The sequence below is a fragment of the Streptomyces sp. NPDC006430 genome, assembly GCF_040612395.1.
Lineage (GTDB): Bacteria > Actinomycetota > Actinomycetes > Streptomycetales > Streptomycetaceae > Streptomyces.
In genome coordinates, this window is the sequence record NZ_JBEXQA010000020.1 from 65,257 (window position 1) to 92,038 (window position 26,782).

A 26,782-nucleotide genomic window follows, 5' to 3' on the forward strand; every position below is an offset into this window, starting at 1 on the left:
CTCTTCCGTTGTCAGTGGCGGGTATTAGGTTTCGATCGTGACGACAGCAGCGGCAGCCGAAGAGGTGTCCGGGCACGCCCGGTACACCTACCGGTTGCGTCTGTCGTCCACCGCCCGTACCGCTTTGGAAGCGGAGTGGGGCCGGTGTCGTTGGGTGTGCAGAACCGCCGGCGTCGGCCAACTCCGCCCGCGTGATGCTCGTCCGGGCTGGTCTCAACCCGGCTAGTGCCGATCTTGTAAGCCCTGCCACCTGCTAGGTGCCAGGCGAAGTGAGCTAGGAATCCCCCTTCCTTCAGGAGGGGGGAGGAGTCAAGTACTGGCCCCCGTCGAGGAGCTGGTCGAGGAAGGATCGGGCGGTTCCGTCGTCCACCTGGGCGAAGTTGGTGCCGGTGGTCTTGAGCTTGGTGGCGAGGGCGGCGAACAGGCTGATCGTGTCCTTGAACTGGTCGTCGGCGAAGCGGGCGAAGCGCAGGGCCTCCGCGGAGACGTCGGCGTGCGCGCGCGGCGCCCGGGCCATGGTGCTCGCGTCGCCGTCGGGCCGGCCCTCGTGGAGGAGCGCGGCGATCTCGATCAGCAGGTTCGCGTTGCCGTTGATGGACTGGGCCCCGGCCACCAGGCTCCCGGCCGGGCTCCCCGAACCGCCGGCGTCGGCGGGTACGTGGTTGAGTCGCATGTCGGGTGACTGCCGTGCCAAGACGGCGGCCTTGTGCTGGGCCCACTCCGCATCGAACGACATGTGTCCCCTGGTGAGTTGAACGATGGACATGGCTAGAATCCACGGGTCATGTACATGCTAATACGGGGATATTGCACATGAACCTTCGCGACACGCGGCGGATGTTGGCCGGAATTGGTGCTGCCGTGACCCTGGTGGCCACTTTCTCCGGTACCGCGCAGGCCGCCTCGAACGCCCCTTACATCGGCTACGGCTACTCGACCTCCGGCCCGGGCGTCTGGTGCGCCCAGGTCTTCGCCAACCGCTACGGCGGGTACTGGGGCCCGATCAAGGAAGACGGCCGATATGGACCGGAGACGCAGGCGGCCATCAAGCGGTTCCAGGGCGAAGCCCACCGTGATCCGTACAACTTCCCGCTGACGATCGACGGCGTGGTCGGCAAGGGCACCGGCAGGGCCATGCTGGAGATAGCCCACCGGGACCACGATCTCGAACCGTACATTTACGACACCTGCGTCCACCACCTGCCCACCTGAGCGCAGGTCCTATAGTCGGTCCCCGTTGATCAACTGAGCTTGTTCGGGGGACTGGTGACGGTACGGGAGATACGCGCGGCGGCGCAGATGATCGGGCGGCGCAACGCGCTGCGCTACCTGGCCATCGGGGTCGGCGCCTCGCTGGTCGCGGCGTGCGGCGGCAAGGGCAAGGACGCCCTGCCCGGCACGCCGTCGGCCTCCGCCACGGACCCGGCCGCGGGGGGCGCCGCCGCCTCGTCGGCGGCCCCGAGCCCGGCACCGTCCAAGTCCGGCCCCCTCGAACGCGCCTTCGATGCCTTCATCGGGGGTGCCTGGAAGATCGAGTCGACCACGCCCGGCAGCAAGACCGTGCACGGGACGGCCACCGTGACCGCGCCGCCCGGCGGCAACGGCGGCTTCACCCTCGTCTGGGACGCCGACGGCACCCCGGTCACCTGGACCGGATCCTGGCTTCTGCGCGGCGGGCACCTGCGCTGCGACGTGTTCCAGGACGGCAAGGAAATGAAGAAGCTGAGCGGCGGCGAAGCCCTCACCGTCCCGGCGACGGTCGGGGAGACCGTCTCGGTCTCCCTGCCCTGGAAGCCACCGGAGGCGAAGGGCACGGGCGACGGCCAGCAGCTGAAGGTGACCTACAAGGACAACGTCCTGCGGATCGTCCACAGCGAGGGCGGGCACAGCGAATCGGTGCACGTCTGCACCCGCGTCTGAAGGCCGTCGTCAGATGTCGGACGCGTGGGCCACGAACCCGGCCCACGCGTGCGGCCCGAAGGCCAGGTGGGGCTGCTCGATGTCCTTGGAGTCCCGGACCAGGACCGCACCGGGGGTGGCAGCCACCTCGACACAGTCCTCACCATTGCTGCTGCTGCTGTAGCTGCTCTTGAACCAGGCGACCTCGACGCAGGAGTCGCCTTCGCTGCCGCTGCTGTAGCTGCTCTTGAACCAGTCGAGCTCGGGATTGTCGATCATGTCTCTCCCAGCAGTTCCTTGATGAAGTCCCGCGACTCCCGCGGCGTGAGCGCCTCAGCCCGGATGATGCCATAGCGCAACTCAAGGATTCGGAGTCGCTTCGGGTCGGAGACCGGGCGCCCGTTGAACGCCCCCTCGGAACGCCCTACGGCGGTGCCGTCCTCGAACTTCAGGATCTCGATACCGCCGTCCATGCCTGCATGTGCCTCGCGGCTGGTGGGCATGACTTGGAGGGATACGTTCCGCATCTGCCCCACCTCCAAAAGCCGTTCGAGCTGATGGCGCCACACCATTGTGCCCCCGATGGGGCGGCACAGTGCCGACGCTTCGTGTACGAAGCTGATCGCCGGTGCGGGTGCCCGGCCGAAGACGGACTGTCGGGCCACGCGTGCGGCCGTGTACCGCTCCACCTCGTCCTGTGAGTGCGCGGGCTGCCGCATCTCGAAGAGGGCCCGCGCATGGTCCGCCGTCTGCAGCAGCCCATGAACGACATGCGTGCTGTACACGCTGATCTCCGCTGCCCGGCGTTCCAACTTCGCCAAGTCCCGCACCTTCTTCGGGTAGCGGACCTGTTCCAGGTCCGCCTTCATCGCCTTGATCTTGCCGCCCGCGTTGAGGACCTCGTCCGCCCTGTCCAGGTACTCGGGGCGGGGGATGCGCTTGCCCGCCTCGACCTTGCGTACCTGGTCCTCCCCGTACTGGATCGCCGCCCCGAAGTCCGCCGGTCGCATCCCGGCAGTCTCCCGCCACGCCTTGAGCTGGCGGCCGAGTGCGGCCACCACCGCTACTCCCTGTTCGTCCTCCGGGTCGACATCCCAGCCGGGTTCTTCCGTACCGTCACTGTCCACGCTCATGCGCACCCACCTCCGACGAGCCGATGTCCTCAGCGCCCCCTACCCGGGCGGTCGGTCCGGACAGCCAGGACAGCGCTGGACAAGCTCCGGACAAACGCGGGACGTACGGGCGGCCTCCCTTCTCACGGTACGCACGGGCGGACACGCTGAGTGACGTGATCTCTCAACTCGTCGACTTTCATGCCCAGCTGTCCGCCACTCCGCGCGGTGCCCGACTCGGCCGGCTGCTCGCCGTCGAACAGCTGCGCTCCTGGGGGCTTCCGTTGGACGTTCCGGCGCAGATCATCGCGGAGCTCGTCGCGAACGCCGTGACCCATGGGCGGGTGCCCGGACGGGACTTCCGGCTGACCATGACCGTCACCGCGGGCGTGCTGTGCATCGAGGTGACGGACGCCCGGGGCGACCGCATCCCGGAGGTCCGCGACACGGGGCGGGGGCTCGTGCTGGTCGGCGAACTCGCGGACCGGTGGGGCGTCAGGGAGGGGCCCGCCCCGTGCAAGGTCGTGTGGGCCGAGGTGGCCCTCGGCGCCGCGTCGTGGGGGGCCGGGACACGGCGGGCTTAGACGCATAAAGAACCAAAGAACCCGGGGAAAGAACCAACCAACCCCACCCCACCGGGCCGCGTAACTCGGTCGGGTGAACCGTGCCAACTGGGCTGGATTTCGCGCCGGTTGGCGGGCATATGCTCGCCCCGACAACCGCAGACATGAGACGGCCCCCGGCGGGACTGCGAATCCCGGTCGAGGGCCTGACCATCTTAGGAAGTGGCTGCTTCCCCATGGCTTCTCAGCACCCTAGCGCGCACTCGCGCCCCTCGTCCCGTGTTCCCGCCGGGACCCCCCGATCCGGTGTCATCCACGTCAGCACGCCGCACGCGAGTCACTTCACGGTGGTCGGCAACCACCTGCTCCAGCACCGTGAGCTGTCGGCCGTGGCGATCGGGGTGGCCGCGTACATCCAGTCGCTGCCCGACGGGGCCCGCGTCGGCATCAGGGCGCTCGTCGAGCGGTTCCCGGAGGGCGAGATCCGGCTCGGCAATGCCCTGCGGGAGCTGGAGGAGCACGGCTACCTGGAGCGACGCCAAGAGCGGCTGGTAACCGGGCAGGTGGTGACCCGGACCTACTCGTACAACAACCCCGGGGCCACGGCCCCGGACGACCCGCCACCACCACCCCCGCCGGGCCGGGAGCCCGTACCCGCGCCCGCGCCCGTGCCCCGTCCCGTACCGGAGCCGCAGCAGGCCGCCGAGCCGGCTCCGGCTGCCGAGCCCGCGCCGCAGCGGCTGCACCCCGGGGCGGTCGAACTGCTCGCCGGGTTGCGGCGCTACGACCACCGGCTGCTGCTGGCCGAGCGGGACGTGGCGCGGCTCGCGCCCGACGTATCGACCTGGCTGGAGCGCGGGGTCGATCCCGAGGCCATCGGGCTGACCTTGGCGGCGAACCTCCCCGAGCCGATGCGCAGCCCGGTCTCCGTACTCGCGTACCGCCTCACCGCGCTGCTCCCGCCGCACCTGCCACCAGCCCCGGTGGCGCGACCGGTGAGACGGCCGGACCCCTTCCAGACCTGCGACGGCTGCGAGCGCGCCTTCCGCGCCCCGCATCCGGGCCGCTGCCGCGACTGCCCGCCCGAAGTGTGCGCGGCTGCCTGAGCCGGGCCTCCGGGGGTGACGTGCTGGCCGTCCGGCCGTTTCGGCGGGACGCAGCCACGGCCCGGCGGCATGTGGATCGCTCGTCGGGGTGCTCCCGCGCGCATCAGACCGGAGGCATACGCATAAGAGGGGCGCCGCCATGAGCCGGAGCTACTCCATGAAGCCGGAACATCGCACCCGCAGGCGCGTAGCGACGTGCTCACGGCCGGTCACAAGTAGCATGGCGGAAGCTCCTGTTCGCTCCATGCTCGTCCGACGGAGAGGAAGAGTCATGCGCAAGCCCCTGATGGTGATGGGTGCGGCCGTGATGGCGGCCATCAGTTTCGCCGCCCCGGCGCAAGCCACCGTGAACAGCGTGGACAGGCCCTTCAGCATGGCCTACGGCAACAGCACCACATCCGGAACGATCCACTTCACCGACGGGTACTCCGCCAGCGTGTCCGGCGTCGTCCACGCGGCGAGCGGCTCCCGTATGGTCTGCGCCTGGGGGGAGAACGGCAACGTGACGACCAGCGCCATCTGCAGCCCGTGGGCGTACGCGGGCGGGCCGAACCAGTCCTTCAGCGGATCGCTGCAGATCGCGCTGTCGGGCGGCGTTCAACGGGTCTACATCGCGATGTACGACGAGAACATCACCCCACGGGCCGAGGAAGTCTGCACCCGCACCAGCTGTACGCGGCTGTACTGAGCCGATGAGCCGATGACCTCACCCGCCGGCCGCGGCGGGACTGAGTAGGACTCTTGAAGCTGGCGGTGCTGACGGCGAGTTGGACATGCCTGCGCAACGACGAAGCTCCTGGTAGACGGGTTCTCGACCGAGATCACCCGTGTCCGCCAGGAGCTTCGCGTGCTTGAGCCTCGATGTCCCTGCGGTTCACGTGCCGTGTCACGGGCCGGCGCTGCCGGGCGATTTAACGCCCGTCCCGGGTGCGTCATCCGCCTACGGCGTCCTCGGCCGCCCAGCGCAGCAGGTCGCGCGCGGCCGACTGTCCTACGGGGCCTGTGCGCCCTGCGCGACGAAGGGCTGCTCGAATTCCGGCGGGGCCGCGGGGTGTCCGTGGCCGTCGGGGCCGAGCAGCGGTCGGCGCTGGTGGAGCGCGTGCGTGAGCTGGTGGTGGACGGGGCGCCTGGGGTACAGCAGGGCCGATCTCATAGAAATGATCAAGGAGGTGCCGTGAACGGCCGTACTGGTCGAAGGAGTGCAGCGGACTGGGGGGTCGCCGGCTGGGCGGCCGGGGTCCTCGTCTTACTCGTGGCGCTGCCGCTCGCGGCGAGCGGGCGGCTGCCGGACCGCCTGGCGACCCACTTCGACGGCGGATCCGGACGGCCCGACGGCTCGATGCCGCTGTGGGCTGCGGTGCTGTTCCCCGCGCTGATCTGGGCCGGGCTCGCGGTGGGCTCGGTGTACCTGCGGCGCGGGGCGGCGGCCGGACTGCTGTGCGGCGGGGTGTTCCTGGCCGGGGCCCAGGTGTCCATCGTGCGGGCGAACCTGGACCACGCGGACTGGCAGGACGCGGACTCGGTGAACGCCGGGGTCGCTTTGACCGGTGTGGTGGCGGCGCTGGCGGGCCTGGCCGGCTGGCTGGCGAGCCGTCGACTCCCGTCGCCAGCGGGGGTATCGACGTACGAGGGGCCGCGGATGGACGTTCCCGCCGGTGAGCGGCGCGTATGGCTCTCCCGTACGTCGAACCCGTGGCTCCAGCTGACGGCGGCGGTGACGGGGGTGGTGGCGCTGGCCGCCGTACTCGCCGCGGCGAGCGGACTGATCGACTTCCCGTGGGCGCTGGTCCTCCCCTTCTCCCTCGCTTCGGTCGCGGCCCTGGTCTGTTCGTCGGTCCGGGCCCGGGTCACCGCGGACGGCCTGGAGGTGGCCTTCGGCCCGTTCGGCCTGCCCGTACGCCGCTGGGCCGCCGGGGACATCGAATGGGCGCGCGCCGAGCACCGCACCCCTGCGCAGGTCGGCGGCTGGGGCTACCGGATCGGCGGGCAGGGCACGACGGTGATGTTGCGCAGCGGGGTGTGCCTGGTCGTGCGCTCGGGGGGAAAGGACTTCGCGATATCCGTGGACGACGCGTCCCGCGGCGCGGCCCTGCTGAACACCCTGACCACCCGCCGCGCGCGCTGACCGGCCCACCCGTTCTGCCACCGGCCGGGCGTGCGGGTCGTGTGGAGGAGTCGCACGGGTTCGTTCCCGCTCGGTGCGTGGGCTGGTCAGCCGGGTTACCCGTGCGTAGATTACCGGCGGTAACCCGGGAGTCGAGCCGAGGAGTGCGCCGTGGAAGCCGAGCCGAAGCCGATCGAGCCGAAGCTGGTCGAACCCCTGATGACCGTCGTCGGCGGGGTGGTGCGGGAAGTGGAGGTGCCCGCGCTGGTCGGGGTGCCGCGGAGCGGGTCGCTCGGGGACATCCCCTTCCAGAATGCCCGCGAAGCCCCCGGCGAGGCGGTGCTCGCGCGCAAGGAGCGCGACGGGCACTGGCGGGACGTCACCGCCGCCGAGTTCGCGAGCGAGGTGATGGCCGTCGCCAAGGGGCTGATCGCCGAAGGACTTCGGGAAGGAGACCGGTTGGCGATCATGGCTCGGACCACCTACGAATGGACGCTGCTCGACTTCGCGGGCTGGGCCGCCGGGCTGGTCACCGTACCCATCTATCCGACCTCGTCCGCACTCCAGGCGCGCTGGATCATTCAGGACTCCGGCGCCGTGGCCTGCGCCGTCGAGGACACCGTGCAGGCCCGGATGATCAGCGCTGAGCGGCCCCACCTGCCCTGGCTGGCCCACCTGTGGGAGTTCGACACGGGTGCGCTGGCGCGGCTGGTCAAGGCCGGACAGCACCTGCCCGACGCCGTGGTGCACGCGCGCCGTGCCGCCCGTACGCCCGACTCCGTGGCCACCCTCATGTACACCTCCGGCACCACCGGGCAGCCCAAAGGCTGTGTGATCACGCACGCCAACTTCTTCGCCGAGGTCGACAACGCGGTCGAGCTGCTGCACCCCGTCTTCAGGGCCGTCAGCAAGGACCCGGCCTCCACCCTCCTCTTCCTCCCCCTCTCACACGTCTTCGGGCGGATGGTGGCCGTGGGGTGCATGAGGGCCCGGGTCAAACTCGGCCACGCGCCGAGCATCCGGACCGAAGACCTGCTGGCCGACCTCGCCGGCTTCCAGCCGACCTTCCTGCTGGCCATCCCGTACGTCCTGGAAAAGGTCTACAACACCGCCCGGGCCACCGCCGAGCGGATGGGCCGGGCCGCGTCCTTCGACCGGGCCGCACGGATCGCGCAGCGGTACGGGGAAACCATCGAAGGCGGGACACCCGGCCTCGGCCTGCGCGCGGCCCGGGCGCTGTACGACCCGCTCGTCTACCGGCGCATCCGGGCGGCCCTGGGCGGACGCGTGCGGTACGTCCTGAGCGGCGGCTCACCGCTCGGCCGGCGGCTCGCCGCCTTCTACACCGGCGCCGGGATCGAGGTCTTCGAGGGGTACGGGCTCACCGAGACGACCGGGGCCAGCACCGTCACCCCACCGCTGCAACCCAGGCTCGGCACGGTGGGCTGGCCGCTGCCGGGCACGGCGGTGCGGATCGCGGAGGACGGGGAAGTGCTGCTGCGGGGCCGACACGTGTTCGCGGGGTACTGGAACACGGCGTACGAGGCCCCGCGCAGCGGCGGCTGGCTCGCGACCGGGGACATCGGCGAGCTGGACGGGGACGGGTACCTGACGATCACGGGCCGCAAGAAGGACCTGATCATCACCTCCGGCGGGAAGAACGTGGCCCCTGCCCCGCTGGAGGACTGGCTTCGGGCGCACCCGCTGGTCGGCCAGTGCATGGTGATCGGCGACAACCGGCCGTACGTCACGGCGCTGATCACGCTGGAGCCGGAGGGGCTGGCGCACTGGCGGCAGATGCGGAAGAAGGCGGCCGTGCCGATCAGGGAGCTGGTGGGCGACGAAGAACTGCACGCCGACCTGCAACGGGCGGTGGACGAGGCGAACAAGCTGGTGTCCCGGGCGGAGTCGATCCGGCGGTTCGCGGTGCTGCCGGGCGAATTCACGGAGGCCCGGGGCCATCTCACGCCCTCGCTGAAGCTGAAGCGGGACGCGATCGCGCGGGACTACGCGCGGGAGATCGAGGAGCTCTACCGACCTGCATGACGGCCCGCTCTCGGACTCCCGCTCTCGGACCCCCGTTCTCGGACTCCCGCCCGCGTGGGCCGGGGCCGCGGGCTCGGGCGGCGGGGGTGGGCGGGGGCGCTTATGGTGGGCTGACTGGTTCGGGGGCTTGCCCGAGGAGGGTGTCGTGCACCGTTCCCGTACCGGCGGCACGGCCGGCGCGGCCTGCGCACTCGTCCTCGCCGTCCTGGGGACCGCCCCCGCCGTCCCCGCCTCCGCTCCCGCCCCCGGCGGGCCCCGCATCCGGTGGGGCCCCTGCCCCGAGCGCCCCGTGCCCGACGCCATGCGCTGCGGCACGATCGGCGTACCGCTGGACCCCGCCCGTCCCGCCAAGGGCACCATCACGGTGGCCGTGGCCAAGATCCCGGCGACCGGCCCCCGCGGCAAGCGGCTCGGCTCGCTGCTGCTCAACTTCGGCGGGCCCGGCGCACCCGGAATCGCCGGCCTCGCAGCCGACTCCAAGACCTTCGCCGAGCTCGGCGAGCACTACGACCTCGTGGCCTTCGACCCGCGGGGCGTGGGCCACAGCGAGCCCGTCAGCTGCGGCGGCTCGCTCGAAACCGACGCCGAAGCCGGTCAGGACGCGGCCTCGCAGCTGGCCGCCCTACGGGCCGTCGCCAAACGCTGCGAGCTCTCCTCCGGCCCCGTCCTGCCGTACGTGGGCACCGTCAACGTGTCCCGCGACATGGACCTGATCCGCCAGGCCCTCGGCGACAGGAAGCTCAACTACCTCGGCTTCTCCTACGGGACCAGACTCGGCGCCGTCTACGCCGCCCAATTCCCTCACAAGACCGGCCGGATGGTCCTCGACGGGGTCGATACCCTCACCGAACCCCTGACCCAACAGGCCCTCGTCTCCGCGCAGGGCCAGCAGCATGCCCTGGACGACTTCCTCTCCTGGTGCGCCCACCGGACGGGCTGCGTGTACGGCACCAACACCCGCACCGCCAGGGAGGAGGTCAACGACCTCGTGGCGCGGCTCGACGCCGAACCGCTCGTCGGACAGGACGGCTCGTACTTCACCGGACAGGACGTGGTCGGCTCCATCGCCGGCGCCCTCTACTCGACGCGGATGTGGCCCGCGCTCGCGAACGGCCTCGCCCTGGTCGAGAGGGACGGCAACCCCCTCGGGCTGCTCCAGCTCGGCGGCCCGACGGAGCCGTCCGCCGCCGGCACGGACCCCGGCACGGGCCCCGGCACGGACCCCGGCACGGGCCCCGGCACGGACCCCGGCACCGGCACCCACGCCCTCGTGCCCGCCGACAACGCACAAGCCGCGCTCACCGCCGTGAACTGCGCCGACGACCCCGACCGGAGCGCCGACAAGGCGGGCCCGGCGGCCGTGGAGAAGGAGATCGCCGCCCTGCGAGCGCAGTTCCGCGAGGCCTCGGAGATCTTCGGCCCTTGGCAGCTGATGACCGTGCTCTCCTGCTACGGCCGCCCCGCCGGAACCGACTTCGTACGGAAGATCGACGACCCCGGCGCCCCGCGCATGCTGCTCGTCGGCACGCGCGGGGACCCGGCGACCCCGTACCGGTGGACGGAGGAGACGGCGAAGCGCCTCGGCTCGGCCGTGGTCCTGGACCACAAGGGCGCCGGCCACACCGGCTACGGCTCCTCGCCCTGCGTGCAGGCGTACGTGAACGGCTTCCTGACCGACGGCCGGCTCCCCTCCGGCACGCGCTCCTGCCCTGCCGCCGGCGAATGAAGGGCCGCCGCCGGATGCCGATCCCGCAGGGCGGCAACGGCTCTCCTGCCGCCGCCGCAGCGTCGCCGACTCGGCCGTCGAGGTGAACCTGGGCGTGCTCCGCCGTGCTGCCTGGAGCCGCGAGGGGTTGGAGGAGAAGATCCTGGAGCGGTGATCCATTTCAGGCGTCACATCCTGCCCGTGCTGCTCCTCTTGCCCGTGCTGTTGCTGGCCCTGTACGTGGCACCGAGCGGTGCGGGCGAGGCGCGAGCCGCCGATCCCCCTCGGTCCGGCTCCTGCAGACCTGACCGGCTCAGCGGGGCGAAGGTCAGTACCTCGGCGAAGTTCGACCACCGTGGCCAGGACTTCAGCATGCTCACCAGCGTCACGGACATCAAGATCCCCGCGACCTGGGACCGGACTGCTGACCTGCTGCTCGACACGCGTTCGCCTCTGTACCGTGACGCGCTGCGCTGCCTCCTGGGAAAAGGGGGCGAGTCGGAAGAGCAGTTCTACGACGACGAAACGCGATTGAAGCCGCTTTCGGTAAAACTCGCCGGAAAATGGGTCACCGTTCACTACGAGGCCGTCGACTGGGTTTACCAACTCGACTCCTATGACGTGGGCCTCTGGCGGATGACGGTGGGGAGGAACGAGTGGAGGATCCAACTGAGGCCTCCCCCCAGTCTCGCCAAGGCGACATGGGAGAAGGTGCGCGTACGGTTGGGTGGGCCGGCCGCGATGTCGGCTTCGCCGCCGCCGACCTTCGGTGCGGACCGCACCGACCTGAGCTGGTACGACAAGAAACCGAACGAGGTTCCTGACGTCGTTTTCCGGCCGCCTGCGGCGCAGCAATGGGCCGCGATCTCCGAATCGCCCGGACAGATCTGGGAAGCGCTGGGCACCGAAGGTGCATCGGGGGCGTTCGCGGCCATCGCCATGGGTACTCTCGCCCTCATTGCCGGCAGGCGGCTTCGACGCGGCCTGGGACGCCATCCGATTCCCGTGGAGGAAGAGGCGCTCGGGGCGCTTCGCTCATGGGCGCTGATCCTGGTGCTCCTCGGTCTCGTGGCCTACATGAGCGATGATCTATATCTTTTCGTTCATCCGTGGTTCTCCTGGAAGAGGGACTACCAGCCGGTAGTCTTCTTGTTTTCACTCTTGTCCATCGGCGTCATGCTGTGTTTCTTCGGCAAGCTGCGCAGGTATCTGCTCGTCGCCGTATGTGTGCTCGCTCTCTGCGTGGTCGCCCTCCACGCGAGCGCTGAGCTGTCCCGATCCGGACTGCTTCCCACGAGTGACGTCGAGATCTCCGGTGCCGGCACGTGGCTGGTGGTGTTGGTCTATGCGGTGCCGATCTTCGTGTGCTGCCTGGGTGTCATCTCCAGCGGGCAGCGCCTCCTGTTCCTGAGCGGGAGGGGCCTGCCGCAGTGGGTGATGGTCTGTGCCGCAGCAGGGGCGGCGGGACTGACGCTGCTCTGGGCCTTCCTCGCCTTCGACCGCAGTTGGCAGCGCTGGACCTGGCTCGCCGACTCCGCGTGGCCGACCTATGCCGGGCAGCGGATCACCGCGTACGACTCGTGGTGGTGGTGGTGGTTCGCGCACGACGAACTGGCAGCGCTGGTGGGCATCATCGTCCTCCTGACGCCGCTGGCCCTGGTGGGAGTCCTCCGCGTCTGTAGGGTCGAGCGTCACGAGGACGACTCCTTCACGCCGAGCGAGGCGGAGAGGTTCCTCCTGATGGTTTTCTTCGCCGTCGTTGTCGTGCCCGATTTCGCGTGGTATTTCGGGTTCTCCGGCTACATCGCGACGCTGATGCTGGGCCTCTTGGCGGCGTGGGCCCTGCTGGCGCGAGGAAAGTCCAAGTCCGTCCTGGAGCAGCCCGCTGAGGGCAATGCCCCCCTGGGCAAAGTGATTTCGCGGACGGACCGATCGGAATGGTTGCGCCTGGCGCGCCACTACCGGGAACTCCAGTTGCGTCTGCACGAACCCGGCACGGGATCTCCGTCCGAACAGGCCTCGTCGAAGGAATCCATCGAACGCGAAATCGACCAGCTGGATCAGTGCCTGCCGGAAGGGGTCAGGCCCATTGACCTACCGTTCGCGTTCGGCCCCATGACCACGTGGTGGGGCAATGCGTGCCGGTGCGCACTCATCGCCTGCTTCGTCGGCCTCCCCGCCACCGGACTGATGTATTGGGTCGACATCGTCAAGAGCAACGACTGGGCCGTGATGACGGAAAGCGCCGACGGCTTTCTGCAGGCGGTGCTCGAAATCCTGTACTGGCATGTGATCTGGGTGGGCGGAGGGTTCTTCCTGGGGGCCTTGTGGCGTGATCTTCCCGGTCGGCACGGGCCGACGAAGGCCGTTTACGTTGCCGCCGCTTTCGCCGTACCGATCGGCGCCCACCAGATCATCGCCCAGATCATCGGCCAGGGCATGCAGGGCACGGTCTCCGCCGTTGCCGCCTTCGCGTCCGTACTGACTTTCACCGGCCTCGTCATGGATATCCAGACGTTCCAGAGCGAACGGCGCTACTGGCCGTCCAACGCCAGCCTGATGGTGTACATCTACCAGATGCGATTCGCCTCGGTCGCGTTCTTCCTGGCGCAACTGCTGGCACTGGCCACGATCTGGAAGACGCTCCGCGAAGGGGGACCGGCGGCGCCTCCGCCCTCCCGATGACTGCGTCGGCCGTGCCGCAGCCCGCAGCCCGCAGCCACAGGTGTTCCCTCCCCGGTCGCGGGGGCAGTACGCCCCCGTGATCAAGCGAGGAGTGGGTCACGGCGTACCGACGATCGGTCCCCGGGCCTGCCGTGGCGGGCCTCACCCCCGGGAATAGGAACCCAGGCCGACGAGGCAGTACACGTACTCGTTGATGGTGACCCCGCCCCGGGAGTAGCGGTACGAGAACGCGTACTGCGTCTTCGGGTTGTCGTTGCACCGGTTCAGGTCCGAGGTCAGCGGGATGCTCTCGATCACGCGGTAGTGCGCGTCGGACGCCGAACAGGGGACCTCCTTGACCCCGGTGACACGCTGCGCGGTCGTCGAGTCCGGCAGCGATCCGTTGAGGCAGGTGCCCCGGTCGAACGGGGTGGGGGCCGCCTCCGAGGGCGGGTCGACGGGATCGGCCGGAACGCTCGCCGGCGGTGGGGCCGGGGCAGGCGACCAGGAACTGTACGAGGGAGTAGGCCGCGGGGCGGCGGAGCGATCCCCGTCGTCGTCACCGCTGTTCAACAGGATCACGCCGACGATGACGGCTACGGCGACCGCGAGCGCCACCAGACACCCCCGCGCGTCCGACACGGGCGCCGCTGCCGGCGCGACCCGGATGCGCAGCAGCACCTCTTCACCCCCGACGCGGGCCCGTACGAGATCGCCGTCCCGGGCGGGCGGAATCCTGAGGCGGGCGGTGCCGGTCGACAACGGCACGCTCAGGATCACGCCGTGGGCGGCCTGCTGAGGGGTGATCACGAGGGGGATCTCCTGAGACTCCACCGGCTGCTCCGAGAGATAGAGAATTGCCTGACGCATCGTCATGGGAATGCCGTGGCTGTGGTGTTGGGGCACAGCCCTTCCGCCGGATCTCCGGCCTCTCCGCGGAGTTGGCGCCTCCGCATCGAGGTCGAAGTCTGAGGAACTCTTGGGCCGGAACGATTTCATCGGCTGGTTGACTGGCCGCCACACGCCACCCCCCAACCCGAGAGGGCTAGTTACCCATGTCTTCTACGGCCATAACCCGCCGCCGCACCGCCACGGTTCTCGCCGACCTCGCCACCGCCGCTCTGCTGGGCACGGGAACCGCCAACGCGTCGATCATCTCGCCGGACGCCCTGCGCATCGCCTCCTACGAGAACAGTCTGAAGACCGAGGCCGCAGCGGTCACGGCCCGCGGGAAGCTCTCGCGCGGCTGGTGGGACCCCACCTCCTCGGTCAAGCAGAAGATCTCCGACGTCACGGTCACCAAGCTGAGGGTTGGGTGCGGCAGCGTAAGTCCGCGCAGGACATGGCGATGCGGGACCGTGTGATCCTGGCCTGTGACGATGTCGGGGAGGACGGCTTTCCCGTGTCGACGCGTGTGGTGATGGAGCGGGTCGGGGTGTCCCGCGACACCGTCTCGAAGTGGTGTAAGCGTTTCCTGGCGGACCCTCTCGACGGGTTGTCGGACGAGCCGCGTCCGCGCCGGCACCACCACGCTGTTCGCGGCCTTCGACATGGCCCCCGGCAAGGTGATCGGGTCCCTCCACCGCCGACACTGGCCCGAGGAGTTAAGGAAGTTCCTGAACAAGCTCGACAAGGAGATCCCTGCCGGACTCCAGGTCCACTTGATCTGCGACGACTATGCGACCCACAAGACCGCGGCCGTCAAGAAGCGGCTGCTGGCCCATCCCAGGTTCCACATGCACTTCACGCCCACCACTCGTCCTGGCTGAACCTGGTCGAGCGGTGGTTCGCGGAGCTGACGAACAAGCGGATACGGCGAGGAGTCCACAAGTCGGTCCAGGCGCTGGAGAAGGACATCCGCACCTGGGTCGACTCATGGAACGAAGACCCCAAGCCGTTCATCTGGACCAAGACCGCCGACCAGATCCTCGAATCCCTCGCCTGGTACTGCCGACGAATTGCCGACTCAGAACACTAGATCGGTCGCCGCGCGAGGGCCGTCGCCGGTTCTGCGCCCGATGTGGCTGCGCCCTCGCGCGGCGTCCGGTTATGGCCGGCGGCTCAGTGGAGCTTCCATTCCTGGTAGGGCAGGTCGTTGGAGCACCCCTGCTGGACTACGAAGACCCCGTCAGTGAGGTTCCCGCCCGGGACCGTCAGGCACTTGCCGCTGTGGCGGGTGACCAGGCTGAAGTGGCCGTTGGGCCGCTGGACGAGCCGCCATTGCTGTTGGGTCGTGCGGTTGGTGGTGTCGCAGGTTTGCTGGGTGACCGACGCCTGGTCGGCGGTGATCCCGCCCGCGACTTCCAGGCACATGCCGCTGTGTTGGGCGCGGATGGTGTAGTAGCCGTCGGCGAGGTAGCCGTCGGCGAGGTTGCTGTTGTAAGCAGCGACGAAGTTCCAGGTCTGGTTGTCGGGCGCGTCGTAGCAGTGCCACTGCTGGACGGCCTGCCCCGCAACCTGGCTCGCCGTCGGGACGTCCAGGCACTTGCCGCTGTGGTTGGCCATCAGCTTCGCCCTGAACAACGGGGCGGGCGCCGCGGCCATGGCGCGGTTGGCGGTCGCCGCCGGCGCGGCGGGGCTTGCGGCCAGCATCGTCCCGCTGACCGCCAGGGTGCACAGGCTGGCAGCGAACGCTCGTCTGGGTGCCTTCAAGGCGATCTCCCTTGGTCGAGGCCGCCCCTCTGGGCTGGGCGGCACACCCATATTTATACAATGAGTAACCAAAATCTAACTGTAAGTAGTCATAGCGTGCCGCCTCGGCGTCACTTTCGTCCGCCACCTGTCGGTTACACCCGACTACACGATCGTGGCGTGGGTCAGCCGAGGCTTCTGCACCTCGGGTCCGCCTTCGAGGCCGCGCCCGGCGGCCACACCGCCAGGACGTAGCCGGTGTTGCTGGCCTCCAACTCCGCGCGCAGGGCGGGTTCCTGGCCGTAGACCTCGTCTCCGGCGACCCACCGGGCCGGGGTGTCGGCGTCGAGTGCGGCGGCGATCATGTCGCGGGCCAGGTGCGGCTTCGTCGCGAACACGGCCTGTTCGGGTATGCCGGCCGCAGTTCGGCGGGGGCCGTTGGCGCACCGGCTGTCCCTGGGCAGGTAGAGGTGACGGTCGATCAGCGCGCGTCCGAGCCGGGACGCGGAGGTCCCAGTGCACGGGTGCGACGCGGGGGCGCTGCGCTCGGCCGCTCCCGGCCGCACTCAGTAGGACTGGAGCTCCCACAGGTTTCCCTCGGGGTCGCGGACGTGCGCGCTGCGCAGGGTCGGGCCCCACTCCGGGCGGTCGGCCGGCGGGCCGGCCGGGGCGGCGCCGCGGGCCAGGCAGGCGGCGTAGGCCGCATCGACGTCCGGGACGCGGCTGATCAGCACGGTGCGATCATCGGGGCCGGTGTCGGGTGCCGCGCCGTGCAGCGTCACCGTGGCGGCCATCGCCCTGCGGTCGAGCAGGGCCAGCACGCCCTGGCCGGCTACGTCCCAGGAGGCGTACGGGCCTTCGACGTCGCCGCGGGTGCGGGTGGCGCCGACGAGGTCGGGAAGCAGGGCGTCGTAGAAGTGGAAGGTCTCTGCGAAGCGTCCGACGAGCAGGCGGGTGTGCAGGGCGTCCATGCGGGCTCCGTCCGAACAATATTAGTAGGGTGCCACCAATGATTGGTTCCACCCTACAATGTGTCCATGGCTCCGCCCTCGACGCCCCGACTGACCGCGCTCACCCCCTACGTGCTCTCCAAGGTGGGCAAGACGGCCCGCACCCTCGTCGGTGACCGCCTCGCCGCGCGCGGCCTGCGGCTGTGGGACATGGCCGTGCTCGCCGCCCTCGCCGACCACGGTCCGCAGCCGCAGCGCGACCTCGCCGAGCGGCTCGACGTGCACCCGAGCGACGTGGTCAAGGTCCTCGACGGCCTCGCCCGGCGCGGATACGTCGACCGGGAGCGCGACACGGCCGACCGTCGCCGGGTCCTGGCGAGCATCAGCGAACCGGGCCGCCGGCTCCTGGACGAGCTGGTCGCCGAGACCACGGCCGTTCGCGACGACCTGTTGGCCCCCCTCGACGAGACCGAACGGGCCACCCTGCACGCACTCCTGCTGCGCGTGTACGCGCACGCGGGGAGCCGGTGACTCAGCGCTTGGGCAGGGCCCGGAGCACGGCGAGCTCCTCGGCGTGCCGGCGCATCGCCAGGGCCACCGTGCCCGAGGTGTACTGGAAGACGCCGACCGCCGCGCACGGCAGCGACACCAGCAGTGGAGCGAACAGTTCGGCCCAGTCCCGCGCGGCGGCGCAGGAGGCTCCCTCGACGTTGGCGTAGGACCGCAAGCCGCTCTCCCCGTCGTCGTAGAAGAACCGGGAGGCGCAGGTGGCATGGCCGGAGCCGGTGTGGAAGGTGAAGGGGGCGAACAACTGGTAGGCGAGCCAGACCCATACGGCGCCCACGGCGATGAACAGGAAGATGCCTATGGTCCGCTTGCGTTCCGCGCGTGCGCGGAACGCCGTCTCGTACGCCTCGGGAGTCATGGGCGTCGAATGTAGCCGAGTGGCCAGCCGGTCGCGTCCCGGTTTCGCGCCACCGGTCCTTTCCGGTGGAGGTCGCCACCAACCCTGCTCAAGTGGCGGAGAACGGGCAAAGGGTGGGCCATGGGGGCCATTCCGTCAGGGGTTCGGGTCCGTTGTGCGTTCGGTCGTGCAGACCCGGTGAAGCCGAGACGAATGGTGTGTCACATCTGCCGGGGTGACGGCGAGTCGCTCCCGAATAACTGATAGACAGGGGATATTCACGGCTCGACCCGCCGTATACCTTGCCGGCCGCCTTGGGGGGATCGCCGCACTGTGAAGCCGCTTCACCGTCACCTCGTCAACACCTCGCGCAAGGTCCTGTGCACGGCCGCGCTCGCGGCCAGCCTGACGACCGCCGCCGTGGTGACCAACCCTTCGACCGCCGATGCGGGCGAGTCCGAGCCGACTCCGGACAGCCCCCAGGCCAGTGACCGCGGCGACGCCCGGCTCGACCTGCCCGACCCGCTCGCCGACCCGGCCGTACCGCCCGCCGCGGGCGCCGGCACGGGCGCGGGCGAGGGGGCCAGCGGCATACCCGGGACCGCCCTTGACGCCTACAAGCGCGCCGAAATCTCCGTGGCCGCCGCGCTCCCGGGCTGCAAGCTGCCCTGGCAACTGCTCGCCGGCATAGGCCGGGTCGAGTCCGTGCACGCCTCCGGCTACGGACTCAAGGCCGACGGCTACACCGAGAAGCCGATCCGTGGCCCGCGCCTGGACGGCAACGGCTTCGCCGAGATCAAGGACACCGACAAGGGCGAGTACGACGGGGACGCCGTCTACGACCGGGCCGTCGGCCCGCTGCAGTTCATCCCCTCCACCTGGGCCACGTGGGGCGCCGACGGCAACGGCGACAGCAAGCGCGACCCGAACAACATCTACGACGCCGCGCTGGGTGCGGGCCTCTACCTGTGCGCGGGCGACCGGAACCTCTCGGACCAGGCGCAGCTCGACCGGGCGATCCTCAGCTACAACAACTCCCGCGAGTACGTGAACACGGTGGTCGGGTACATGCACCAGTACCAGAACGGGGTGACCGGGGTGCCGAACCCGCCCGCCGGCACCTACCCGACCCCGCCCACGTCGACGCTTCCCACCCCGAGGGTCCCCACGCAGACGCGGCCCACCACCCCGGTCACTCCGGCGCCGAAGCCGACGCCGACGCCGCAGAAGCCGACGCCGACGCCCGAGAAGCCCACGCCGTCGGTCCCGCAGCTGGCCAAGCTGGAGCTGCTCGGCAGCCCGGAGCTCAAGGCCGAGGCCGGGTCCGCGTTCACCACGGTCCCGCGGATCAAGGCGGTGCTCAGCGACGGCAAGCCGGCCGCCGGCAAGGCCATCCTCTTCGAGCTCAAGGACGACACCACGGGCACCTCCATTGGTGCGGAGGGCAAGACCGTCCTGGTGGTCGAGACCGACACCGAGGGGATCGCGGCGCTGCCCGGACTGAAGGCCGGCGCCAAGGCGGGCAGCTTCACCCTGCGGGTCGCGGCGTACAGCAACGAGGCCCAGCTCACGGCGAAGTTCACCGGGACCGTCACGGCGAAGCCGGCGCCGGTCGCGGACAAGCTGACCCGGACCGACGCCGATGCGGCGAAGCCGCTGGAGGTCGTGACCGGGACCAGCTTCAAGGGAGTGGAGCTGACGGCCACCGCCCAGGACAAGGCGGTGGAGGGCACTCAGGTCACCGCCGGACTGGTCGAGCAGAACACGGCCGGCGAGTGGGTGCCGGTGGACCCGGCGAAGGCGAAGGGTCCGTGGTTCAAGAACAAGGACGGCGAGCCGCTGACCACCTTGGACCTGGCCCCGACCGGCGCCGACGGCAAGATCGCGCTGCCGGAGCTGTTCACCACGGACGTCGCCCCGGGCACGTACCACCTCCGCCTGATCACGCGGGAGAAGGTCGTCCTGATCCTCGACCTGAAGATCACGGCAGCTCCGACGCCGACGCCCCCGGTGACGCCGACGCCGACGCCGACGACGGCCGCCAAGCAGTAGCGGCCCGGACTCGCGGCTCCCGGGCCCGCCCGCGAAACGACCTCCGTCCCGGTCACCGTCCAACGGTGGCCGGGACGGAGGTCGTTTCGCCCCGTTACCCACCCCGGGAGGGAAAAGGCAGGAGCCCCGCGACCTCCGCTCGCACGGAGGAGGCAGGGCTCCTTGGGTACTACTTATCCAACCGCGATGAGGTTGGCCCAGGCGACTAGGCCGGGGTGACGTTCTCCGCCTGCGGGCCCTTCGGACCCTGCGTGACGTCGAAGTTCACCGTCTGGTTCTCCTCCAGGGAGCGGAAGCCAGAGGCGTTGATCGCGGAGTAGTGGACGAAGACATCCGGGCCGCCGCCGTCCTGGGCGATGAAGCCGAAGCCCTTTTCAGCGTTGAACCACTTCACGGTTCCGGTAGCCATGAGCCCTCCTATGGGCCAAAGGGTCGCCCTGCTCCAGAACCTGCTAAGAAGTCTGAAAACTACAAAAGCCTGCGGGTCACATTCTCCGCAGGCCTCGTACTGCAAGGGAAACCAAACTGCAACTTGCGTCGAGCCTAGCACGCACCCTGCGGCGGAGACCAGAGGGAAAGATCACGTCACCCGGACGTTTGAGACCCGCTCGAAGGCTGACGCTGGCGCGGCGACTAGTCTCGCGATGTGGACGCCTATCGCAGCCGGCCCCGTGTCGGCCACATTCAGTTCCTGAACTGCCTTCCCCTCTACTGGGGACTGGCCAGAACCGGCACGCTGCTGGACCTGGAACTGACCAAGGACACCCCCGAGAAGCTCAGTGAGCGGCTCGTCCGGGGGGAACTGGACATCGCCCCGATCACCCTCGTGGAGTTCCTCCGCAACGCCGACCAGCTCGTCGCCTTCCCCGATCTGGCGGTCGGCTGCGACGGTCCGGTCATGTCCTGTGTGATCGTCTCGCAGGTGCCGCTCGGCCAGTTGGACGGCGCCCGGGTCGCCCTCGGCTCGACGTCCCGCACCTCCGTGCGCCTCGCCCAGCTGCTGCTTTCGGAGCAGTACGGGGTCCGTCCGGACTACTACACCTGTCCGCCCGACCTGGGCGTGATGATGCAGGAGGCCGACGCGGCCGTGCTGATCGGCGACGCCGCCCTGCGGGCCTCGCTGCACGACGCGCCCCGGCTCGGCCTGGAGGTGCACGACCTGGGACTGATGTGGAAGGAGTGGACCGGCCTGCCGTTCGTCTTCGCCGTCTGGGCGGCCCGCAAGGACTACCTGGCCCGCGAGCCGCTCGTCGTGCGCAGGGTCCACGAGGCCTTCCTCGACTCCCGTGACCTCTCGCTGGAGGAGGTCGCCAAGGTCGCCGAGCAGGCGGCCCGCTGGGAGGCCTTCGACGCCGCCCTACTGGAGCGCTACTTCAGGACGCTCGACTTCCGCTTCGGGCCGGAACAGCTGGCCGGCGTAAGGGAATTCGCCCGCCGTACGGGACCGTCCACCGGCTATCCCGCGGATGTCGCGGTGGAGCTCCTGAACGGGCACCACCCCCGGGATTGATCACCTTCCGTGATCGATTTACCGGGGGCGACCCGGGACCCCGATGCCGGGGATATGCCGTTTCCCGGGAATTCCCCCTGTTTTCGCTTTCCAGTTCGCCGTACGGGAATGCGAGGAAACCGCGATTCGCGGCGCCTGCGTGCCTGCGGCCGACGTGCGGTGGATCTGGCTGAGCCACCCCGACCGGGACCACACCGGAGGGCTCTTCGCCCTGCCGGACGCCGCCCCCGAGGCGAAGGGCTCCGACTGCTTCGGCGCGCCCGCCCCGAGCGCGGAGAGCGCCGACAGCGGTGCCGCCGCGGCCTTCGCCGCCGAGGAACTGCAGGCCCTGGAGCAGATGCTCGCCGGGTTCGAGCCCGCCGGATCGGCCCCGGCCGGTCAGTGACCGCTCTAAGGTGCTCTTGGCGATCAGGGACGTCAGGGACCTGACGGGGGAGGGGGACGCGATGGAGCCGCTCGATGCCGGCGATCCGCGGACCATCGGTGCGTACCGGCTGCTCGGCCGGCTCGGCTCGGGTGGCATGGGGCGGGTCTACCTGGGCCGCAGCGCGGGCGGCCGGACGGTCGCCGTCAAGATCGTGCACCCCCATTTCGCCTCCGACGCCGAGTTCCGCACCCGCTTCCGCCGCGAGGTCGAGGCCGCGCGGCGGGTCGGCGGCGAGTGGACCGCGCCCGTGCTGGACGCCGACCCGGAGGCGCCGGTGCCGTGGGTGGCGACCGGCTACGTGGCCGGCCCCTCCCTGGACCGTGCGGTCGCCGCGCACGGGCCGCTACCGCAGGCCTCGGTACGCGCGATCGGCGAAGGCCTGGCTCGCGCCCTCGTGGCCGTGCACGGGATGGGCCTCGTCCACCGGGACGTCAAGCCGTCGAACGTGATGCTCACCCTCGGGGGCGGCTCCCGGGCCGGTGGCCCCGCGGGAGGCCCGCGGCTGATCGACTTCGGGATCGCCCGGGCCACGGACGGCACCGCTTCCCTCACCTCCACCGGGGTCTCCATCGGTTCGCCCGGCTACATGTCCCCCGAGCAGATCCTCGGCAAGGGGGTCACCGGGGCGACCGACGTGTTCTCGCTCGGCGCGGTGCTGGCCTTCGCGGCGACGGGACGGCCGCCGTTCACCGGGGACAACTCGGCGACCCTCCTCTACAAGGTGGTCCACGAGCCGCCCGACCTCGACGAGGTCCCGGCCGGCGAGCTGCGCGAGCTGATCTCGGCCGCTCTAGCCAAGTCGGCCGCCGACCGGCCGACCCCGGAGGCGATCGCGGCGGCCCTCGACGGCGCCCTGCACGCTCCCGGCTGGCTCCCCGCCGCCCTGGTGGAGGAGGCCAGCCGCGCGGCGGTGGCCCTGCTGGACCTCGATGCCGCTCCCCCGCAAGCCCCGGAGCCCGCGCCGGCGTCCGGCCCCGAATCCGCTTCGGGGCCGGTGCCGTTCACGTCCTCTTCGTACGGGGAGCCGGCGGTGGGGTTCGGAGCGCCCGACCCCTCGTACGGAACCGCTGCCTCCGGCGCCGGCGGCGCGCACGCCCCGTACGGGCCCTACGGGCCGCCCCCGGCCGCCGTCCACGCGAGCCCCACCGAGACCTCCGGCGGCGTGCCGCAGCCCCGGACCGCTCCCGATCGGGCGCGGCAGGTCACCCTCAGCGCGGCCGGGCGGCGGTTCAGCTGCTCGTTGGTCCTCGCGGCGGCGGCCGTGCTCGCCGTCCTGTCGGGCGGCGGGCTGTACGGGCTGGGGCTGCTGCCGGGCACGGGCGGCGACCAGCGGGACGCGGTGGGCAGCGCCCCCCAGTCCCCGACGGCCTCGACGCCGGCGGTCACGCCGAACCCGGGTGGTGGGACCGGTTCGGCTCCGCCCCGGGGGACCCGCGGCGACGTTCCCAAGGAACTCGTCGGCACCTGGAAGGGCACGGTCACCACCGCCCGGGCAGGGGTCTCCAGCCAGTTCGAGATCACCATCAAGGGCGGCAAGATCGGCGAGGTCGTCGGCCGGGACAAGTCGATCCTCCCGATCCTCGGCACCGACTGCAGCGGCGACTGGAAGCTCGCCTCCGCCACCGACCGCTCCCTCGTCCTCGACACGGCGGGCGGGCCCAACCCGGCCCCCGGCATCTGCTCCAACGGGTCCGCCGACGAGCGCTTCACCCTCAACCCCAACGGGACGCTCCACTACAAGTCGGGCGACGTCCCGGCCGGAAACCCCGAAGGCGATCTGACCCGCAGCCCCTGAAATCCCGGGACGGGCCCTGGCGTAGGCTGGATCGGTCCGTACCTCTTGACACACCGCCGAAAGGTGACGCACCGGTGACCGACCAGGCCGCTCTCCAGTCTGTCCTCGACCGCGCCGCCGCAGGGGGCCGGATCACCCAGGAAGAGGCGCTCGACCTCTACCGGCACGCCCCGCTGCACGCCCTCGGCCAGGCGGCCGACGCGGTGCGCCGCCGCCGCTACGCCGGTACCGAGCACATCGCGACGTACATCATCGAGCGCAACATCAACTACACGAACGTGTGTGTCACGGCGTGCAAGTTCTGTGCGTTCTACGCCGCCCCGAAGGACACCAAGAAGGGCTGGTCCCGCGACCTCGACGACATCCTGCGCCGCTGCGCGGAGACCGTGGAGCTCGGCGGCACGCAGATCATGTTCCAGGGCGGACACCACCCGGACTACGGTGTGGAGTACTACGAGGAGCACTTCTCCGCCATCAAGAAGGCCTTCCCGCAGCTGGTCATCCACTCCCTCGGCGCGTCCGAGGTCGAGCACATGGCCCGCATCTCCGGCGTTACGGCCGAAGAGGCCATCCGCCGCATCCACGCGGCCGGACTGGACTCCTTCGCGGGCGCCGGCGCCGAACTGCTGCCGGAGCGCCCGCGCAAGGCGATCGCCCCGCTGAAGGAATCCGGCGAACGCTGGCTGGAAATCATGGAGATCGCCCACAAGCTGGGCGTGGAGTCCACCTCCACCATGCTGATGGGCACCGGCGAGACCAACGCCGAGCGCATCGAGCACCTCGCGATGATCCGCGACACGCAGGACCGCACCGGCGGCTTCCGCGCCTTCATCCCGTACACGTACCAGCCCGAGAACAACCACCTCAAGGGCCGGACCCAGGCGACGGTCTTCGAGTACCTGCGCATGATCGCGATCGCGCGCCTCTTCCTCGACAACATCGCCCACATCCAGGGCTCCTGGCTGACCGTGGGCAAGGAGGCGGGCCAGCTCGCGCTGCACTACGGCGCGGACGACCTCGGCTCGATCATGCTGGAGGAGAACGTGGTCTCCTCGGCCGGCGCCAAGCACCGCTCCAACCGCCAGGAGATCATCGACCTGATCCGCAAGGCGGGCCGGACCCCGGCGCAGCGCGCGACGACGTACGAGCACCTCCTCGTGCACGACGACCCGGCGAACGACCCGGTCGACGACCGCGTGGTCTCGCACATCTCCTCGACCGCGATCGAGGGCGGCACGGCCCACCCCGAGCTGAAGCTCATCTCGGCCAAGTGACGGCGCCTTGCTGACGCTCCACACCGCCGAACACCTCCTCGCCGGACCGGGGGCCGCGCCGCTGCCCGGCGGGGCGGTCCTCGTCGACGGCGACCGGATCAGCCGCGTGGGCCCGTACGAGGAGCTCGCCGCGGAGTTCCCGCACGCGCGGGTCCGGCGCTGGCCCGGGGTACTGACGCCGGGGCTGCTCGTGCGCGGGGCGGACGTGCTGCTGGAGCGCACCTACTACCCGGACGACCCGTACGAGACCACCGAGCTCGGGGCCGAGCCGATCAGCGGGGCCGAGGCGCTGGCCGCCCTGACGATGACCGAGGCCCGCTGGGGCAACAGCGCCCGGCGGGCCACGCAGAAGCTGCTGGCCCGCGGCGTGGTCGCGGTGACCGGGCGGCTCGCGATCCCGGCGGTGCGGACGGCGGTGGCCCGCTCGGGGCTGACGGTCCTCCCGCCGGCGCAGCCCTCGGGCCCGCCCTCCCTCGATCCGTTCGCCGGGCGGGACGCGGCCGAGCAGGCCTTCTACGGGGCCTTGGAAGCGGGTGTTCCGGCCCGCTTCGCAGTGTTCGCGGTGCCGGACGTACGGGCGCTGCTGGAGCAGGGCGCGACCAGCTGCGTGGCCACGGTCATCGGGGGACGACTGCTGCACCGTCGGCGCTGATCCCGCATTCCTGCCCGCATTCCCGCCCGAGCTCCTGCCCGTGTCCGAGCTCCTGCCCGAGTCCTGGCCCGCGCACGCCCTCGCGGGCCAGGGCGGCGAGCAGGCAGGCCTGGAGGCGGCTGATCCCGCCCAGCTTCGCCCGTATGTTGTGCACGTGGAACTTGACCGTGCTGACGGACAGTTGCAGCTCGCCGGCGAGTTCCGCGTTGGAGGCGCCGGTGGCCAGGCACAGGAACACGGCCGACTCCTGCTCGGTGAGCTGGGCCTCCCGCCGCACCTGTTCACCCGTACCGCTGCGGGGCGGGAACCAGGCCGGGACGCTGAAGCTGACGACGCGCACGGTTTCCACTCCTCGCCCCCGGCCGATGCCCCCTTGCCCGGCTCAATGCCCGGCCCACCGACCTTCCCTGTTGCCTAAGGGACGCGCGGGCCGGACAGGTAAGTTCCCTTGCCGTCGAACGGCCAGGCGTTGGCCTCGCAGCCGAGCAGCCCCTTGATCTGCTGCATCATCGCCGGAGCGGGCTTGCCGGGGCCCGGGCAGGTCTCGTGTTCGCGGCCGATCTCGTGGCCCACCTCGTGGTTGACGATCAGCGCCCGGTACTCCTCGACCGGGCCCTTGAACTGCGGCGACCCCTCCTGCCACCGCTTGAGGTTCACCACGACCGTGTGACCGGAGCGGCAGTTGGTCTCACCGACGAGCTCGGGGGTGACCACCTCGCACAGCCGGTCAGTGGTCGTGGGCGTCGCGATCTTCACCGTGAAGTCCACCGGCTGACCGGCCCCGACGAGCTGGAAGCCGTACGCAGGGTCCTGGATCCAGCCGCGCGGGTCCCCGAGGATCGCCTCGACCGACCGGGCGGCGGCATTGGCGTCCACTCCGCTGCCCTCCTCGACCTCCACCCGCCAGCGCCGTGCCGGCCCCTTGCCCTGCGGCTGCCCGGAGTGGTCGGAGGCACCGAATACCCCCGGCCCGGCGGCCGGGACCGACCCCGGAGCGGCGGAGCCGCCCTTCGGCTTCGGTGCGGCGGCGCCCGACGGGGCCGCGGCGGAGGGGTGCCCGGGCGCGGGGGACGCATGGGCGCCGTGCGGCGCGGACGGGGACGCCGTCGGCGCCGACGCCCCGGAACGCTCCGGGTCCGGCGCGCCCGACGGCGGGGCGGCGGCCAGGACGTCGGCGACGGAGACGACCTCGTCCAGGGGCGCGACGGCGTACGCGGTCGCCGAGACGGCGAAGAGCGCGGCAGTGCCGAGGAGCGTACGGCGCAGCCGCCTGCGCCGTTCGGCCCGGCGCCTGGCGCGCGGGCCGAGGCGGGAGCCACCGGTGGAACGGCCTGCCGGCATTGTGGAGCCCTTTGTTCGGGATCGTGCTGGTGCGGGAGCCCTCGCCA

28 protein-coding genes and 2 pseudogenes are annotated in these 26,782 nt (G+C 70.7%); 19 read left to right on the forward strand and 11 right to left on the reverse strand.

What is annotated here, in order from left to right; translation table 11 throughout:
- Nucleotides 1–292 precede the first annotated feature (292 nt).
- On the reverse strand, nucleotides 293–766 hold the full coding sequence (locus ABZZ20_RS25165; protein WP_356873176.1) for a hypothetical protein: 474 nt from the start codon (nucleotides 764–766) through the stop codon (nucleotides 293–295).
- A gap of 47 nt (nucleotides 767–813) precedes the next feature.
- Here ABZZ20_RS25165 and ABZZ20_RS25170 point away from each other — a divergent pair, with 47 nt between their 5' ends.
- Together ABZZ20_RS25170 and ABZZ20_RS25175 are read left to right on the forward strand one after the other, a co-directional pair.
- Nucleotides 814–1,212, forward strand: a complete 399-nt coding sequence (locus ABZZ20_RS25170) for a peptidoglycan-binding domain-containing protein (protein ID WP_356873178.1) — start codon at nucleotides 814–816, stop codon at nucleotides 1,210–1,212.
- Nucleotides 1,213–1,251: 39 nt separating this feature from the next.
- Nucleotides 1,252–1,920, forward strand: coding sequence for a hypothetical protein (locus ABZZ20_RS25175; protein ID WP_356873180.1), 669 nt, complete (start codon nucleotides 1,252–1,254; stop codon nucleotides 1,918–1,920).
- A 9-nt stretch (nucleotides 1,921–1,929) separates the two neighbouring features.
- Here ABZZ20_RS25175 and ABZZ20_RS25180 read toward each other — a convergent pair whose 3' ends face one another.
- Nucleotides 1,930–2,178, reverse strand: a complete 249-nt coding sequence (locus ABZZ20_RS25180) for a DUF397 domain-containing protein (protein ID WP_356873182.1) — start codon at nucleotides 2,176–2,178, stop codon at nucleotides 1,930–1,932.
- Nucleotides 2,175–3,032: a helix-turn-helix transcriptional regulator gene (locus tag ABZZ20_RS25185; RefSeq protein ID WP_356873184.1), complete on the reverse strand. Its 858-nt coding sequence runs from the start codon at nucleotides 3,030–3,032 to the stop codon at nucleotides 2,175–2,177. The genes ABZZ20_RS25180 and ABZZ20_RS25185 overlap by 4 nt, the downstream gene beginning before the upstream one ends.
- A gap of 146 nt (nucleotides 3,033–3,178) precedes the next feature.
- On the opposite strand from ABZZ20_RS25185, the gene ABZZ20_RS25190 reads away from it, so the two are divergent.
- The 8 genes and pseudogenes from ABZZ20_RS25190 (at nucleotide 3,179) to ABZZ20_RS25225 (ending at nucleotide 13,220) form a co-directional block, all read left to right on the forward strand.
- Entirely contained in the window at nucleotides 3,179–3,595 is a 417-nt protein-coding gene (locus ABZZ20_RS25190; RefSeq protein ID WP_356873290.1) for an ATP-binding protein, read from the forward strand.
- A gap of 326 nt (nucleotides 3,596–3,921) precedes the next feature.
- Nucleotides 3,922–4,680, forward strand: a complete 759-nt coding sequence (locus ABZZ20_RS25195; RefSeq protein ID WP_356873186.1) for a helix-turn-helix domain-containing protein — start codon at nucleotides 3,922–3,924, stop codon at nucleotides 4,678–4,680.
- A gap of 271 nt (nucleotides 4,681–4,951) precedes the next feature.
- Nucleotides 4,952–5,368 carry a hypothetical protein gene (locus ABZZ20_RS25200; protein ID WP_356873188.1) on the forward strand — a complete coding sequence of 139 codons (417 nt, stop codon included), beginning with the start codon at nucleotides 4,952–4,954 and terminating at the stop codon, nucleotides 5,366–5,368.
- 297 nt (nucleotides 5,369–5,665) lie between these two features.
- Nucleotides 5,666–5,858: pseudogene (locus ABZZ20_RS25205) on the forward strand (GntR family transcriptional regulator); the annotation flags it as partial.
- Entirely contained in the window at nucleotides 5,855–6,805 is a 951-nt protein-coding gene (locus tag ABZZ20_RS25210; RefSeq protein ID WP_356873190.1) for a DUF1648 domain-containing protein, read from the forward strand. The pseudogene ABZZ20_RS25205 and the gene ABZZ20_RS25210, both read left to right, overlap by 4 nt.
- Nucleotides 6,806–7,003: 198 nt before the next feature.
- The gene (locus ABZZ20_RS25215) at nucleotides 7,004–8,830 is read left to right on the forward strand and encodes an AMP-dependent synthetase/ligase (RefSeq protein ID WP_356873292.1); all 1,827 of its coding nucleotides are present in this window, start codon (nucleotides 7,004–7,006) and stop codon (nucleotides 8,828–8,830) included.
- Between the two features lie 145 nt (nucleotides 8,831–8,975).
- Nucleotides 8,976–10,556: an alpha/beta hydrolase gene (locus tag ABZZ20_RS25220; RefSeq protein ID WP_356873192.1), complete on the forward strand. Its 1,581-nt coding sequence runs from the start codon at nucleotides 8,976–8,978 to the stop codon at nucleotides 10,554–10,556.
- 150 nt (nucleotides 10,557–10,706) lie between these two features.
- A complete protein-coding gene (locus tag ABZZ20_RS25225) occupies nucleotides 10,707–13,220 on the forward strand; it encodes a DUF6185 family protein (RefSeq protein WP_356873194.1) in 2,514 nt (837 codons plus the stop codon).
- A 141-nt stretch (nucleotides 13,221–13,361) separates the two neighbouring features.
- Here the strand turns inward: ABZZ20_RS25225 and ABZZ20_RS25230 are convergent, their stop codons facing one another.
- On the reverse strand, nucleotides 13,362–14,069 hold the full coding sequence (locus tag ABZZ20_RS25230; RefSeq protein WP_356873196.1) for a hypothetical protein: 708 nt from the start codon (nucleotides 14,067–14,069) through the stop codon (nucleotides 13,362–13,364).
- A 185-nt stretch (nucleotides 14,070–14,254) separates the two neighbouring features.
- Here ABZZ20_RS25230 and ABZZ20_RS25235 point away from each other — a divergent pair, with 185 nt between their 5' ends.
- Both ABZZ20_RS25235 and ABZZ20_RS25240 read left to right on the forward strand, forming a co-directional pair.
- Nucleotides 14,255–14,563 carry a hypothetical protein gene (locus ABZZ20_RS25235; protein WP_356873198.1) on the forward strand — a complete coding sequence of 103 codons (309 nt, stop codon included), beginning with the start codon at nucleotides 14,255–14,257 and terminating at the stop codon, nucleotides 14,561–14,563.
- Nucleotides 14,449–15,177 (forward strand): annotated as a pseudogene (locus ABZZ20_RS25240) (transposase). Before ABZZ20_RS25235 ends, ABZZ20_RS25240 begins: the two are co-directional and overlap by 115 nt.
- An 83-nt stretch (nucleotides 15,178–15,260) precedes the next feature.
- Here the strand turns inward: ABZZ20_RS25240 and ABZZ20_RS25245 are convergent.
- The 3 genes from ABZZ20_RS25245 to ABZZ20_RS25255 form a co-directional block, all read right to left on the reverse strand.
- Nucleotides 15,261–15,851 (reverse strand): RICIN domain-containing protein, encoded by a 591-nt coding sequence (locus ABZZ20_RS25245; protein WP_356873200.1) that lies wholly within the window; start codon nucleotides 15,849–15,851, stop codon nucleotides 15,261–15,263.
- Nucleotides 15,852–16,015: 164 nt separating this feature from the next.
- Nucleotides 16,016–16,396 carry a transposase gene (locus ABZZ20_RS25250; RefSeq protein WP_356873202.1) on the reverse strand — a complete coding sequence of 127 codons (381 nt, stop codon included), beginning with the start codon at nucleotides 16,394–16,396 and terminating at the stop codon, nucleotides 16,016–16,018.
- On the reverse strand, nucleotides 16,397–16,801 hold the full coding sequence (locus tag ABZZ20_RS25255) for a VOC family protein (RefSeq protein WP_356873204.1): 405 nt from the start codon (nucleotides 16,799–16,801) through the stop codon (nucleotides 16,397–16,399).
- Between the two features lie 66 nt (nucleotides 16,802–16,867).
- Here ABZZ20_RS25255 and ABZZ20_RS25260 point away from each other — a divergent pair, with 66 nt between their 5' ends.
- A complete protein-coding gene (locus tag ABZZ20_RS25260; RefSeq protein WP_356873206.1) occupies nucleotides 16,868–17,311 on the forward strand; it encodes a MarR family transcriptional regulator in 444 nt (147 codons plus the stop codon).
- A gap of 1 nt (nucleotide 17,312) precedes the next feature.
- On the opposite strand, the gene ABZZ20_RS25265 is transcribed toward ABZZ20_RS25260, so the two are convergent.
- Nucleotides 17,313–17,705, reverse strand: a complete 393-nt coding sequence (locus tag ABZZ20_RS25265) for a hypothetical protein (RefSeq protein WP_356873208.1) — start codon at nucleotides 17,703–17,705, stop codon at nucleotides 17,313–17,315.
- Nucleotides 17,706–18,017: 312 nt separating this feature from the next.
- Between ABZZ20_RS25265 and ABZZ20_RS25270 the strand changes: the two genes are divergently transcribed.
- Entirely contained in the window at nucleotides 18,018–19,736 is a 1,719-nt protein-coding gene (locus tag ABZZ20_RS25270; protein WP_356873210.1) for a lytic transglycosylase domain-containing protein, read from the forward strand.
- Nucleotides 19,737–19,941: 205 nt separating this feature from the next.
- Here ABZZ20_RS25270 and ABZZ20_RS25275 read toward each other — a convergent pair whose 3' ends face one another.
- A complete protein-coding gene (locus tag ABZZ20_RS25275; protein WP_030012116.1) occupies nucleotides 19,942–20,145 on the reverse strand; it encodes a cold-shock protein in 204 nt (67 codons plus the stop codon).
- A 237-nt stretch (nucleotides 20,146–20,382) separates the two neighbouring features.
- Between ABZZ20_RS25275 and ABZZ20_RS25280 the strand changes: the two genes are divergently transcribed.
- From ABZZ20_RS25280 to ABZZ20_RS25300, 5 genes are all read left to right on the forward strand, one after another.
- The gene (locus ABZZ20_RS25280; RefSeq protein WP_356873212.1) at nucleotides 20,383–21,246 is read left to right on the forward strand and encodes a menaquinone biosynthesis protein; all 864 of its coding nucleotides are present in this window, start codon (nucleotides 20,383–20,385) and stop codon (nucleotides 21,244–21,246) included.
- A gap of 139 nt (nucleotides 21,247–21,385) precedes the next feature.
- Nucleotides 21,386–21,631, forward strand: a complete 246-nt coding sequence (locus tag ABZZ20_RS25285) for a hypothetical protein (protein WP_356873214.1) — start codon at nucleotides 21,386–21,388, stop codon at nucleotides 21,629–21,631.
- Nucleotides 21,632–21,692: 61 nt separating this feature from the next.
- Entirely contained in the window at nucleotides 21,693–23,468 is a 1,776-nt protein-coding gene (locus tag ABZZ20_RS25290; RefSeq protein ID WP_356873294.1) for a serine/threonine-protein kinase, read from the forward strand.
- A gap of 74 nt (nucleotides 23,469–23,542) precedes the next feature.
- A complete protein-coding gene (gene mqnC / locus ABZZ20_RS25295) occupies nucleotides 23,543–24,742 on the forward strand; it encodes a cyclic dehypoxanthinyl futalosine synthase (protein ID WP_356873216.1) in 1,200 nt (399 codons plus the stop codon).
- A 7-nt stretch (nucleotides 24,743–24,749) separates the two neighbouring features.
- A complete protein-coding gene (locus tag ABZZ20_RS25300) occupies nucleotides 24,750–25,394 on the forward strand; it encodes a hypothetical protein (RefSeq protein WP_356873218.1) in 645 nt (214 codons plus the stop codon).
- Here ABZZ20_RS25300 and ABZZ20_RS25305 read toward each other — a convergent pair.
- Nucleotides 25,360–25,734 (reverse strand): helix-turn-helix transcriptional regulator, encoded by a 375-nt coding sequence (locus tag ABZZ20_RS25305; RefSeq protein ID WP_356873220.1) that lies wholly within the window; start codon nucleotides 25,732–25,734, stop codon nucleotides 25,360–25,362. The two genes, ABZZ20_RS25300 and ABZZ20_RS25305, sit on opposite strands and share 35 nt — an antisense overlap.
- A gap of 74 nt (nucleotides 25,735–25,808) precedes the next feature.
- Complete coding sequence (locus tag ABZZ20_RS25310) at nucleotides 25,809–26,735, reverse strand: DUF3152 domain-containing protein (protein WP_356873222.1); 927 nt, start codon at nucleotides 26,733–26,735, stop codon at nucleotides 25,809–25,811.
- Nucleotides 26,736–26,782: the final 47 nt, after the last annotated feature.